The following is a 12,070-nucleotide window of genomic DNA, read 5'->3' as shown; positions in this document are numbered from 1 at the left end:
GGCGGCAGGACAAGACTGTGATGGGACCTTTGGCCGGGCTCCTATGAGGTCACAGGCGCCCGACCGGCCGCGTGCAGAGCGGCACCGCCTGGACGACCGACGATTCCAGCCAAGGACAGCCCGGGGCGTCAGTCAGTCGGAGGGTCAGACCGCCAAGCGGTGCCATCTACATCCTCACAGTCAGTCGGTCAGCCAGTGCGGCGGGTGGAGGCAAGGGCCCGCTGGCCGAGGACCACGCCGACCAGCCCCAGCACCAGTGCCGCCGCGCCACCGACCACGCCGTTGCCGGTGCCGGGGCCGCCGTCGGCGACGGCGAGGTTCAGCGCGCCGACGACCACCCCGATCAGGCCCGCCACCCGCGCCGCGTGGGCCTCCCGCTTGCCGCTGCCGCGGCCACTGCCCCGGCCGCCGGCACGGGCCAGTGCCAAGGCGCCGGCGATCACGCCGGCCAGTGCCACCAGGGCGGCCGTGGTGCCGACGAGCCGCCCCGCGGTCAGGTCGAAGGCATCGGCGGCGATCGGCTGGACCGCGGCCTGCGCGGTGTGCACGGCGGCCGGTGCGGCAAACACGAAACGGATGGACATGAGGTGCTCCTCCTCGTACGGCTCCTGCTTCTGGACGTGGCCCCGATCCTGTCCGCCGGGCGCACGGCCGGTCGTCCCGCAGGCGGATGCACTTTTCGCTGCCGCCGACGGCGAACACGGCTACGACGTACGCAGTAGGCGCCGTGTGGGTACCGCGGGCGCGGCAGGGGGCCGTTCGTCCGTGAGGGGGACTCGCTCGCGCGGGCAGCTGACTAGGGTGCGCTCATGGGTGAACGACGGTTCGGTGTACCGGCTGGTGTCGGGGACTGGGTGATCGCCGTGGGCGTGGCGGCGCTCATGCTGGGCACCGGGTGGTCCGGGGAGCATCCCGGCACGGCGCCCGGCCTGCTCGGACACGCGTTGCTGGCGGTCGGCGGCCTGGCGCTGGCGGCGCGCCGCCGGACCCCGGTCGCCGTCCTGGCCGTCACCGGGCTGTGCGCGGTGGGCTACCAGGCGGCCGGTTTCGACGTGCTCGCGGTCGGGTACCTGGTCGCGGTGTACGGCGCGGTGCGGGCCGGGCACCGCAGGCTCGCGGTGTCGGCGTCCGTGGCCCTGCTGGTGGCTCTGCAACTCACGGCACTGGCCCTTCGCGAGGGTCCGTTCGGCGAGGTTTCGGTGCATGCCCGCGGCACTCTGGAGATCGCCTGGCTGATCGCCGCCTTCGCCGCGGGCGAGGCGGTGCGGCAGGCCGAGCGGCGGGCGGACGAGGCCGAGCGCACCCGCGAGGAGACCGCGCGGCGCCGCGCCGACGAGGAACGGCTGCACATCGCCCGGGAACTGCACGACTCGCTCACCCATCAGATCTCCGTCATCAAGCTGCAGTCCGAGGTCGCCGTCCACGTGGCCCGCAGACGCGGCGAGGAGGTGCCGGAAGCCCTGCTGGCGATCCAGGAGGCCGGACGTGAGGCGAGTCGGGAACTGCGCGCGACCCTGGAGGCGCTGCGCGACGACGACACGGCCCCGCCGCGAGGGCTCGGCCACATCACGGAGCTGGTGGAGCGGGCCGGGAGAACGGGGCTGGCGGCGACGCTGACCGTGGAGGGCGGGCAGCACGACGTGCCGGCCGCAGTGGGCCGGACCGCCTACCGCATCGTTCAGGAGTCGCTGACCAACGTCGTCCGCCACGCCGCCGCCACGACGGCGACGGTCCGCGTCGACCACCGGCCCGGAACCCTCGTGCTGCGCATCGACGACGACGGCAGGGCCACGCCGGACGCCGTCCCCACGCCCGGTGTCGGGCTGCTCGGCATGCAGGAGCGCGTCGCCGCCCTCGGCGGCCGGCTGCGCGCCGAACCGCGCCACGGGGGCGGCTTCACCGTCCAGGCCGAACTCCCCGTGGACCGGACGTCGTGATCCGCGTCCTGCTGGTCGACGACCAGCCACTCATCCGCAGCGGATTCCGTGCCCTCCTCGACCTGGAGGACGACATCGAGGTGGTGGCCGAGGCCGGCAACGGCGCCGAGGGCCTGGAGCTCGCCAGGAAGCACCTGCCCGACATCGCGCTCATCGACGTCCAGATGCCGGTCGTCGACGGGATCGAGGCAACCCGGCGGATCGCCGCGGACCCGGCCCTGGCCCAGGTGCACGTCGTGATCCTGACCAACTACGGCCTGGACGAGTACGTCTTCGACGCGCTGCGCGCCGGCGCAGCCGGCTTCCTGGTCAAGGACATCGTCCCGGACGATTTCCTGCACGCCGTCCGCGTGGCCGCGCGCGGCGATGCCCTGCTCGCGCCCTCGATCACCCGCAAGCTGATCGACAGGTACGTCTCGCAGCCGCTCGCCCCCGGTGCCGGGACAGGGCTGGAGGAGCTGACCGGCCGTGAACGCGAGGCCGTCACCCTGGTCGCGCGGGGGCTGTCCAACGACCAGATCGCCGATCGCATGGTGATCAGCCCGATGACCGCGAAGACCCACATCAACCGGGCCATGACCAAGCTCCACGCCCGCGACCGCGCCCAACTCGTGGTCCTCGCCTACGAGTCCGGCCTGGTCACCCCGCGCGGCTCCTGACCGCCGGGCGGCGGACCGCACGGTGGCGTCCGTGCCCTGGGCCGCCCGTGCCTGGGCTGCCCGTGCCTGTGCCGTCAGGCGGCGGGGGCCGATCCGTCCGGTCCGACGACGAGCGCGGCGACCAGGCGGTGGATCAGCCGGGGGTTGTCGGCGGACTGGGTGCTGCCGTGCATGCGCAGGTGGTGGACCGTCCCGGCGAGGGCGAGCGCGAGCATGGCGCAGTCGGCGTGTGCGGGGATCCTGCCGAGCCGCTGTTCGGCCTCCAGGTAGCGGGCGAGTGCGTCCTCGACGGCGCCGGGTCCGGGGGCGCCGGCCTCCCAGGCCTGCCGCACCCGTTCCACCACCGCCTGCCGGGACATCGCCGTCGCCGTGAGCGCCGGCCCCTGCGTGCCGAGCATGGCGAGCGCCACGCGGGCGATGTTCTCCCGTACGTCGCCGTGTCCGGCCTGCTCGGGGAGCGGGCGGACCTCGGCGGCGAGCCGTTCGAAGCGGTCCAGGACCAGTTGGGCGACGAAGTCGTCCAGGTCCGCGAAGTGGTTGTACAGCAGGCCCTTCGCGCAGTCCGCCTCCGCGGTGACCGCGCGGTTGGTCAGGCCTGCGGTCCCCTCCCGGGCCAGTACGCGCTCGGCCGCCGCGAAGAGCCGCTCCCGCACATCGACGATCGCTACACCGCGTGGTGACATCAGGCCCTCCGGGTGGGGGTTGCATGTATGGGCATCCGCCCATACCTTTGTATGGGCGGATGCCCATACTAGCTGTCCGACCGGGGAGATCTCATGCGTCAGCTCGTCAACACCCAGCAGTCCGAGGCCTGGAACGGCGACGAGGGCCGGCACTGGAGCGACCACCACGACCGCTGGAACGCGGTCAACGAGGGGTTCGACGCACCCCTCCTGGAGGCGGCCGGGATCGGTGCCGGGGACCGCGTGCTGGACGTGGGCTGCGGCGCCGGCCAGACCACCCGGCTCGCGGCCCGGGCGGCGGCCCCGGGTTCGGCCCTCGGCCTGGACCTCTCCGCCCCGATGCTCGCCCGGGCGCGCGCCCTCGCAACCGAGGAGGGCCTCGACCGGATCGTGTTCGAGCAGGGCGACGCGCAGGTCCACCCGCTTCCGCCGGCCGGCTTCGACGTCGCGATCAGCCGCTTCGGGATCATGTTCTTCGCGGACCCGGTCGCCGCGTTCGGCAACATCGGCCGGGCCCTGCGGCCCGGCGGCCGGATCGCCTTCGTCTGCATGGCCGACCCGGCCCGGACGGAATGGGTGCAGGTCTTCGACGCGGTACGAACCGCGCTGCGGCTTCCGCCGCAGGGCGCCGGCGCCCCCTCCGGGCCGGGGATGTTCTCGCTCGCCGACCCCGCGACGATCCATCAGGTCCTGGCAGCGGCAGCCTTCACCGACGTACGTGCCGAACCCGTCGAGGCCCGGGGACGATTCGGCCACGACGTCGACGACGCCGCCGACCACCTGCTGGGCTCGGGCCCGGTGCGGCACCTGGCGAGCCTCCTCGATCCCGCTGGCGCCGAGGGCCCGGCCGCGGCCGGTCGGGTCCGGGACGCACTGACCGGCGCACTCGCCGAGTACGCGGGGCCCGGTGGTGTCCTGCTGCGTACCTCCGCCTGGCTGGTCACCGCCGCCCGTCCCTGACCCCACCCGCACGACCGCCGCACGACCGCCGCACGGCGGTGCCCGGCGGTGCCCGGCGGTGCCCGGGGGGGGGGGGGGGGGGGGGGGGGCCGCCCCCCCCCCCCGGGGGGGGGGCGCCCCGGGGGGGGGGGGGGGGGGGGGGGGGCGGGCCCGCGGGGGGGGGGGGGGGGGGGGGGGGGGGGGGGGGGGGGGGGGGGGGCGGGGGGGGGCCCCCCCCCCCCCCCCCCCCCCCCCCCCCCCCCCGGGTGGCTCAGCCGACCTTGAGGGTGATGGCAGCGGTGTGCAGCTGCCCGGCGGTCTGGAACTGCAGGAACAGGCGCCAGTTGCCGGCCTGGGGGAACTCGGCGTGGAAGGCGAGGGCGGGGCCGCCCTGGCCGCCGCCGGCCGCCTCGCTCGCGGGGTGGAGGTGGGCGAAGGCCATGTCGCCCTCGTGGAAGGCGGTGAGGTGGGCGTAGGTGTCGAGGTAGGGCTGGAGGTCGGTGACCGGCTTGCCGTCCTTGGTGACGGTGACCGTCATGGGGTGGGCCATGTTGGCCATCGGGGTGCCCTGGAGGGTGACGGTGTAGCCGTCGACCTGGGTGGTGGTGGCTGCGGCCGGCAGCGGTGCCGCGTCCGCCTTGCCGTCGACGTTCACGGTGCGGGAGAGGACCAGCGCCGTGCCCTTGCCGTCGCCGGAGTCGGGGGTGAAGGACGCGTAGGTGCGCCAGGAGCCGGGGGTCAGGGCGGTGAGCGGGGCGGTCCAGGTGCCGTCGGGGGCCATGGTGGGGTGCAGGTGCTGGAAGCCCGTGAGATCGGAGCGGATCGCGTAGAAGTGCATCTGCTTGGTCTGCTCGACGGCGAAGGCGGTCACCGGCTTGCCGTCGGGGCCGGTGATGCTGAAGCGGTAGTCGGTCGGCTGCCCGGCGGGCAGGGTGGCGGCGGCCGCGTCGAAGCGGTACCCGGAGCGGTTGTCGGCTGGCGCACCGGCGCCGTCGGCAACGGGCACGCCGTGGTCCATGCCGGGCATGGCGTGGCCGTCGGAGGCGGAGGCGCTCGGCGAGGCGCCGCCGTGGTTCATGCCCGGCATGTCGTGGTCCATGCCGGAACCGCAGGAGGCCAGGACCGTGGTGAGGAGGGCGGCGCCCGCCAGGGCGAGGGTGCGGCGGGACAGGCGGGTGGTACGCATCGGATGTCCTTGGAGAAGGGCGCGCCGAGGGCGCGGAGGTGAGCAGGGCCGGTGCCCGATTCCCTGCGCGGGGAATCGGGTGGGCCCTCTCACGTCCGCGCGACGCACACCTGAAGGAGAAGCCGGCGCCCGCTGCCCGGGGGGCCGCGCAGCCTGGCCGTTCCCGCGGTCGTGGCGAGCATGCCCGTGCCGACGATCAGAGCCACGGACAGGACGGCCAGGAGCGGGGGCGGGTCCAGCACGACGCGCCCGTGGGCCGGCGTGGACAGGCAGGCCGATCCGCCGCGGGTGTCGGCGGCGGCAGGTGCGGCGCGCGGGCCGCGGCCGGCGGCGTCATCCGCCGTCGCGGGGTGCGCGAGGTGCGGGGATGCCATGGCGGGGGCCGCGACGGCGCGAGCCATGTCGTCGTGGCAGCCTCCGGCCGCGAGCGGCGCGCCGTGCATGAGGAACAGTCCGAGCAGCAGGGTGCACACCACGAGGAGCCGGGCCGTGGCCGGGCTGCTGCTGGTGTGCATCGGTTCCTCCGGGTTCCTGTCCGGGGCGGCTTGGCGTGGTCCGACAATACCCCTCCCCCGTACCCGTCGTACGCCCACCTCGCCGCTCCGAAGGGGTGAGCGTGGACGACTGCTCGACGACGGCCGGCGGTCAGTCGACGGACAGCCGCGGCGGAGCGGCACGGCGCTGACGTCGTCCTGCCCCTGACCGCCCTGGCGGTACCCGAGCCCCGCCGCTGAGGACTCGACGCCGGGACTCGACGCCGGGACTGGACGCCAGGGCGGCGGCGCGGACGTGGCACGGTCAGGTGAACCCCGTGCGGGCCTCGCTCCCCGCCCGGGGGCGACCGGCCGGGGTCTGTCCCCGCCATGATCCGCGGGTTGCCGGGGCTCGGCTAGGATCCCCCCGTGCCAGCCCCACTCCTCCCGCGCCCGAACGGCAGGCGTCCCGCCGCGCCCGTGCGGCGCTCGGCCTGGGTGCTTGCCCTCCTCGCGGCCCTGGCGGTCATGCTCTCCCACGGCCTGCACAGCGAGACTCCCGCCGAGCACCACGCGCCGGTCGTGCACGCCGCTTCCACCCACGGGCACGAGGCCCAGAAGCCGACCTGCGGGCATGACGACCGGGGTCACGCCCTCGCGGCAGCAGCACCCGACGGCGCGGACGGGCACGACCACGGCACGCACGTGTGCCTGGCCGGACATCCCCCGCAGGGGCCGGTCCTGCCCGGCCCCGGGCACGCGTCGGCGCCCCCGGCGCCGTCCGCCGAACCCCTGTCGTCGGCCGCGGGACGCGCCTGGAAGGCCCCGCCCCGCGGCGGCCAGGGACCACCCACCGGGATCCCCGTCCTCCAGGTCTAGAGGCACCCGCGCCCGAGCCGCCGAACGGCCCGCCACGCGCCGCCGCGCACCGTTCCCGCGCGGCGGCCCTCGCAGCCGTCCCCGTGCTCCGGGCGCCCTGATGCCCGTCCGCCCGCCCCGGGCGCGCGGGCCGCCTCCCACCTGCGCTCACCGAGGGCTTCCCATGTCTGTCACCACCGCCTCCACCGACGACCGTTCCCGCCGGGCGACCCCGACCGGCGGAGGCCGGGCCGCGGCCCGCCGCTCCCGCCCCGAACCGTCCCTGATCGGCCGCTACCTCGGCTACATCGGCTACTTCGTCGGTACCGGCCTGCTCAGCGGCGCGATCGTGCACCACCCCCTCGACCCCGCCCGCTACACACTGATCGGCGCGGCCGGCGCCGCCCTGTTCCTCACCGCCGCCATCGCCGCGGAGCGGCGGCAGCCGGGCCGGCTCACCGCCCTGCGGATCGTTGCCGTCGTCGGCACCTCGTTCGGCCTGTCGTTCGGCATCGGCATGCTCAGCGGCGGCATGCAGCACTTCGAGGACTTCCCCGCCCGCGCGGCCGTGCTCATCCCTGCCGGCCTCCTGCTGTCCTTCCTCGCCTTCACCCTCAAGGAGGCCCGCCGCCCGCTGCGCCGGATCTTCGGCCCCCTCGGCCTGGTCGTCCTCGTCGTCAGCGCGGGCGGGTACCTGGGCCTGCAGCAGGTCGCCGCCGGCATGCCCGCCGAGTCCGGCGGCCACCACCACGGCACGCCCGCCGGGGACGGCCACGACGAAGGCACCGACGGGCACGACCACCAGCACGACGAGGCCCCCGCGTCCCCGCCCGCCGCTGCCCCTGCATCCGCCTCTGCACCGGCCGCCACGCCCGCCCCGTCGACCGGCGGCGCGTCCAAGCCGGCGGCATCCACCGCCTCGCCGAGCGTCCCCCCGCACGGCAGCCCCGGCCACCACCACTGACCCGCCGACCCGCCGACCCGCACGACGTCAGCCCTCGGCCGCGCCCCGCTCGGAGCCCCGGCCCGAGTACGCGGTCGCGGGCGTCGAGGTACGCGTCAGCCGACCCGAAGACCCACGGCCAGCGTCAGTTCGAGGACCCGCTGCGGCGACGCGAGATCCGGGAACAGCTCCCGCAGCTGCGACATCCGGTACCGGACCGTCTGGGGATGGACGAACAGCGCCGCCGCCACCTCGTCCCGTCTGCCCTGGTGCAGCAGCCATTCCCGCAGCGTCTCCTCCAGCCGCCGCGCGGTCGCGCCGGGCAGGGCGCGCAGCGGCGCGAGGGCTCGGGCCCGCAGGTCGGCGAACGCGTCCTTGTCGGCGCTCAGCACCAGCTCGGGCAGGTGGTCCTCGGTGTCGCGGATGTCGGCGGAGAGCGAGCGGGCGCGTACGGCCCGTGCGTACGAGGCGGCCGCGCGGGTCCACGGCCGGGCCGGGCCGACCACGGCGGTGCGGTCGGTCAGCTGCCGCAGGAGATGCGGCCGGTCGGCGTCGGGGACGAGCAGCACACCGGTGGCGTCCGGCAGGTCGTCGAGGACGAGGGTGCCCGGGTCGAGCTCGCGGTAGGCGGGCCGGGCCTGGGCGGCGGGCAGCAGGACCGCGGTCAGCGTGGCCGGGGGCTGCCACCCGGCCCGTTGGACGGAGGCCGCCAGCACGTCCGGGTTGGCGCCCGCGAGGAGGTCGCGGGCCAGGTGTTCCAGGTGGCGCTCCTGGGCCCTGCCCCGGGCGGCCAGCTCGTCGGCGTGGCCGGCGGCGCTCGCGGCGGAGAGCTCGTCGATGTAGGCGAAGGTCAGCTCGGCGAACTTGGCGACCTCGGCGGCGGGCAGACCTGCGGGTACGGCACCGGCTGCCAGGCACCGCCAGGCCACCCGGGCGCCGACGCGGTAGGCGCTGAGCAGGGCGTCCATCGAGCGGCCGTCGCGCACCTCGCCGCGGCCCAGCTCGTAGGCCGCGTCACCGGCGTCGCCGCCGGTGGCGTTCCCGCTCGCCAGGTCCAGGTAGTGCCCCAGGGCGGTGCGGACCGCCCGGCGGATGGTGCCGCCCATGCGGCCCGACAGGGCGTTGGCATAGGGAGGGACCTCGTCGATGATCGCCTGGACGACCTCGTCGGCGGTGGTCTTCAGTTCGGCCCGCAGTGCGGTGACCGTCGTCTCGTCCAGGGCCAGCTCGCTGGCCCTCCGGATGGCATGGCTCACGTTCTTTGTTTCCTGCGAACAATTCGGTCGAACAGTTTCACGTCCTACGGTCAGGACTTTACGCCCCGAAGCGCAGCAAGCTGGACACATGACGAGTGCAACCCTCCGTGGCAGGGCGTGGAAACTGCTGGAGATGGTCACGACGCCGCTGCTGCCGTCGGACTACCTCGACCTGGTCAGCCCGCTGCGGGCGGGCGCCGACCTGCGCGGGCGCATCGAGGCCGTGCACCCCGAGACGGGTGACGCCTCGACCGTCGTGATCAGGCCGGGACGGGGCTGGCGCGGCCACACGGCCGGCCAGTACCTGCGGATCGGGGTCGACGTCGACGGGCGGCGCCTGTGGCGCGCGTACTCGATCACCTCGCCGACGAACCGCCGGGACGGCCGCGTCACGATCACCGTGAAGGCGGTCCCGGACGGCAAGGTCAGCAACCACCTGGTCCGCAGGGCGGCACCGGGCACACTGGTCCAGCTGGAACAGGCGACCGGTGACTTCGTGCTGCCGCAGGCCAAGCCCGCCAAGGTGCTCTACCTGACGGCCGGAAGCGGCATCACGCCCGTGATGGGCATGCTGCGCGACACCGACTTCGCCGACGTCGTCCTGGTCCACTGCGCGCCGCGGCCGCACGACGTGATCTTCCGCAAGGAGCTGCACGAGCTGGTCGCGGACGGGCGGCTGCGCCTCACCGAGGTGCACACCGGCACGGACGGCAGGCTCGACGTCGCCCGTCTCGACGAGCTCGTGCCCGACTGGGCCGAGCGCGAGACCTGGGCGTGCGGGCCCGCGGGGCTGCTCGACGCCGCCGAGGAGCACTGGGCCGGGCGCGGCGTCCGGGAGCTCCTGCACACCGAACGCTTCCGCCCCGACACCGTCGTCACCGGCGAGGGCGGCGAGGTCACGTTCAGCGCCACCGGCCGGACGGTCGACGCGGACGGCGCCACGCCGCTGCTGGACGTCGGCGAGGAGGCCGGTGTGCTGATGCCCTCCGGGTGCCGCATGGGCATCTGCTTCGGCTGCGTCACACCGCTCAAGGCGGGCGCCGTCCGCGACCTGCGCACCGGCGAGATCACCGAGGCCGCGCCGGGCGTCCTCGTCCAGACCTGCGTGTCCGCCGCGGCGGGCCCCTGCGACATCGAACGGTAGGCGCACCTTGACCGCCATCGACCCCACCGCCCACCTGACCGCGGAGCAGATCGAGGAGCTCGGCCGCGAGCTGGACGCGATCCGCGACGAGGTGATCGCCGGCCGCGGAGAGAAGGACGCCGCGTACATCCGCAAGGTCATCTCGGCGCAGCGCAAGCTCGAACTGGCCAGCCGGGGCGTGCTGCTGTTCTCGATCTTCCCGCCCGCGTGGCTGATCGGCACCGCCGGCCTGTCCGTGGCGAAGATCATGGACAACATGGAGATCGGCCACAACATCCTGCACGGCCAGTGGGACTGGATGCGCGACCCGAAGATCCACTCCACCACCTGGGAGTGGGACCACGTCTCGCCGGCCGACCAGTGGAAGCACTCGCACAACGAGCTGCACCACACGTACACCAACGTGATCGGCAAGGACAACGACCTCGGCTACGGCATCATGCGCGTCGACGAGGACCAGAAGTGGCACCCGGCCCACCTCGGCCAGCCGCTGTGGAACCTCGTCAACGCCTGCTTCTTCGAGTACGGCATCGCGGCGTACGACCTGGAGCTCGGCAAGAACCTGAGCAAGCGCCGCCGCAAGGACCCGGAGTTCCGGGCGCGGGCCAGGGCCGTGGGCCGCAAGATCCGCAAGCAGGTGCTCAAGGACTACGTGATCCACCCGCTGCTGTCGGGCCCGTCGTTCCTCCCCACGCTCGCCGCCACGTTCACCGCGAACCTGGTCCGCAACATCTGGTCCCACTCGGTGATCATGTGCGGGCACTTCCCCGAGGGCGTCCAGGTCTTCGAGCGCCGGTCGATCGACGGCGAGACGCGCGGCCAGTGGTACCTGCGCCAGATGATGGGCTCGGCGAACATCAGCGGCAGCAGGGCCATGCACTTCATGAGCGGCAACCTGTCGCACCAGATCGAGCACCACCTGTTCCCGGACCTGCCGAGCAACCGGTACGCCGAGGTCGCGGTGAAGGTGCGCGCGCTGTTCGAGAAGTACGAGCTGGAGTACGTCACCGGGCCGCTGCCCAAGCAGGTGTTCTCCGCGTGGCGCAAGGTCGTCCGGCTCTCGCTGCCGAACCGGAAGCCCAAGGTCAGGGCCTCGAAGCGCGAGCAGGAGGTCCTCGCGGCCTGATCCCCGGTCCGCCGGGTCTCCCCCGCGGCTCCCCCGCCGCTTCCCCGCCGGTCCCGTGACGTCGTGTCAGCCGTTCGGCCTAGACTCGCCCGAATGAACACCGCGATCCCCGCCGGGGCCGATCTCGCCCGCCTGGTCGATGTCCTGCTGGCCACCTCCGCGTCCGCGGGGCCCGACCGGGCCGGGTGGGAGCGGCTCGCCCGCGACCGCTTCGCCGCCGAACGCCCGGAGGAGCAGCCCGACCACTGGTGGCTGGCGGTGCCGGGCGCGACGTACGAGGCCGCCTTCGAGGTGCTGGGTCTGCACGACCGGATTCCGGTGACGGTCCGGTACGGGCAGGAGGCGCAGCGGGAGGACACCAAGTACGCGCCGGACGCGGTACACCGGGTGTTCGTCACGCCCGAGTACGCGGGCTGGCGGCTGATCTACGCCAACGAGCCGCTGGGGACGACGAGTTGGTGGCCGCACGAGGTGATCGAGCGGCTCAGCGGGGCGTGCGGCCGGGCCCAGGTCTACTACCAGGACCCGTTCGCCGACTCGGTGATCTGGGCGGCGGCGGAGGACGGCGAGGTGGTCCGGGGCTACTGGCGCAACGACGACTCCGAGTGGACGGGCACGCCGCTGCCCTGGGAGACCGTCCTGACCGAGGCGGACTTCGAGGACGACCCGGAGGAGTACGAGTGGTACGCCGAGGACCCGGGCCGGTCCGAGACCACCGGCGTCAACACCGCTGCCGCGCACCTCTCGGTGGACCCGGCCGCGATCGGCACGGACACCCCCGTCCGGGGGCACGGCTGGCTCGCCCTGACGGTGGCCGGCGCCGGCCACGACGGCTTCGACGACTACCCGGAGCTCTGACCCGGAAG

The 12,070-nt window shown here is 74.5% G+C and carries 13 protein-coding genes; 8 read left to right on the top strand and 5 right to left on the bottom strand.

The annotated features are described in order from the left end of the window. Window positions 1-188: 188 nt before the first annotated feature. On the bottom strand, window positions 189-584 hold the full coding sequence (locus ACGFX4_RS16440) for a DUF6223 family protein (protein WP_393074088.1): 396 nt from the start codon (window positions 582-584) through the stop codon (window positions 189-191). A gap of 225 nt (window positions 585-809) precedes the next feature. Between ACGFX4_RS16440 and ACGFX4_RS16435 the strand changes: the two genes are divergently transcribed. Together ACGFX4_RS16435 and ACGFX4_RS16430 are read left to right on the top strand one after the other, a co-directional pair. Next, window positions 810-1,937: a sensor histidine kinase gene (locus ACGFX4_RS16435; protein ID WP_393074085.1), complete on the top strand. Its 1,128-nt coding sequence runs from the start codon at window positions 810-812 to the stop codon at window positions 1,935-1,937. Next, complete coding sequence (locus ACGFX4_RS16430; RefSeq protein WP_393074082.1) at window positions 1,934-2,596, top strand: response regulator; 663 nt, start codon at window positions 1,934-1,936, stop codon at window positions 2,594-2,596. The genes ACGFX4_RS16435 and ACGFX4_RS16430 overlap by 4 nt, the downstream gene beginning before the upstream one ends. A 74-nt stretch (window positions 2,597-2,670) precedes the next feature. Here the strand turns inward: ACGFX4_RS16430 and ACGFX4_RS16425 are convergent, their stop codons facing one another. Beyond that, window positions 2,671-3,279, bottom strand: coding sequence for a TetR/AcrR family transcriptional regulator (locus ACGFX4_RS16425; RefSeq protein ID WP_393074079.1), 609 nt, complete (start codon window positions 3,277-3,279; stop codon window positions 2,671-2,673). Window positions 3,280-3,372: 93 nt separating this feature from the next. Between ACGFX4_RS16425 and ACGFX4_RS16420 the strand changes: the two genes are divergently transcribed. Then, window positions 3,373-4,239, top strand: a complete 867-nt coding sequence (locus ACGFX4_RS16420) for a class I SAM-dependent methyltransferase (RefSeq protein ID WP_393074076.1) — start codon at window positions 3,373-3,375, stop codon at window positions 4,237-4,239. Window positions 4,240-4,489: 250 nt separating this feature from the next. Here the strand turns inward: ACGFX4_RS16420 and ACGFX4_RS16415 are convergent, their stop codons facing one another. Next, window positions 4,490-5,404 carry a hypothetical protein gene (locus ACGFX4_RS16415; protein WP_393074074.1) on the bottom strand — a complete coding sequence of 305 codons (915 nt, stop codon included), beginning with the start codon at window positions 5,402-5,404 and terminating at the stop codon, window positions 4,490-4,492. An 89-nt stretch (window positions 5,405-5,493) separates the two neighbouring features. Further along, window positions 5,494-5,919: a hypothetical protein gene (locus ACGFX4_RS16410; protein WP_393074071.1), complete on the bottom strand. Its 426-nt coding sequence runs from the start codon at window positions 5,917-5,919 to the stop codon at window positions 5,494-5,496. A 387-nt stretch (window positions 5,920-6,306) separates the two neighbouring features. Here ACGFX4_RS16410 and ACGFX4_RS16405 point away from each other — a divergent pair, with 387 nt between their 5' ends. After that, the gene (locus tag ACGFX4_RS16405; protein ID WP_393074068.1) at window positions 6,307-6,756 is read left to right on the top strand and encodes a hypothetical protein; all 450 of its coding nucleotides are present in this window, start codon (window positions 6,307-6,309) and stop codon (window positions 6,754-6,756) included. Between the two features lie 163 nt (window positions 6,757-6,919). Further along, window positions 6,920-7,699, top strand: coding sequence for a hypothetical protein (locus ACGFX4_RS16400; protein WP_393074065.1), 780 nt, complete (start codon window positions 6,920-6,922; stop codon window positions 7,697-7,699). 95 nt (window positions 7,700-7,794) lie between these two features. Here the strand turns inward: ACGFX4_RS16400 and ACGFX4_RS16395 are convergent, their stop codons facing one another. Continuing rightward, window positions 7,795-8,934 carry a PucR family transcriptional regulator gene (locus ACGFX4_RS16395; RefSeq protein ID WP_393074062.1) on the bottom strand — a complete coding sequence of 380 codons (1,140 nt, stop codon included), beginning with the start codon at window positions 8,932-8,934 and terminating at the stop codon, window positions 7,795-7,797. A gap of 88 nt (window positions 8,935-9,022) precedes the next feature. Here ACGFX4_RS16395 and ACGFX4_RS16390 point away from each other — a divergent pair, with 88 nt between their 5' ends. From ACGFX4_RS16390 to ACGFX4_RS16380, 3 genes are all read left to right on the top strand, one after another. Beyond that, window positions 9,023-10,078: a ferredoxin reductase gene (locus tag ACGFX4_RS16390; protein WP_393074059.1), complete on the top strand. Its 1,056-nt coding sequence runs from the start codon at window positions 9,023-9,025 to the stop codon at window positions 10,076-10,078. Window positions 10,079-10,085: 7 nt separating this feature from the next. Continuing rightward, complete coding sequence (locus ACGFX4_RS16385) at window positions 10,086-11,204, top strand: fatty acid desaturase family protein (protein ID WP_393074056.1); 1,119 nt, start codon at window positions 10,086-10,088, stop codon at window positions 11,202-11,204. Window positions 11,205-11,297: 93 nt separating this feature from the next. Then, window positions 11,298-12,062 carry a hypothetical protein gene (locus tag ACGFX4_RS16380; RefSeq protein WP_393074053.1) on the top strand — a complete coding sequence of 255 codons (765 nt, stop codon included), beginning with the start codon at window positions 11,298-11,300 and terminating at the stop codon, window positions 12,060-12,062. The last annotated feature ends 8 nt before the right edge of the window (window positions 12,063-12,070 follow it).

Source organism: Kitasatospora sp. NPDC048365 (assembly GCF_043200835.1).
Taxonomy (GTDB): Bacteria; Actinomycetota; Actinomycetes; order Streptomycetales; family Streptomycetaceae; genus Kitasatospora; species Kitasatospora terrestris.
The sequence above is the reverse complement of the archived record's forward strand: the minus strand, read 5'-3'. Positions and strand labels throughout refer to the sequence as shown.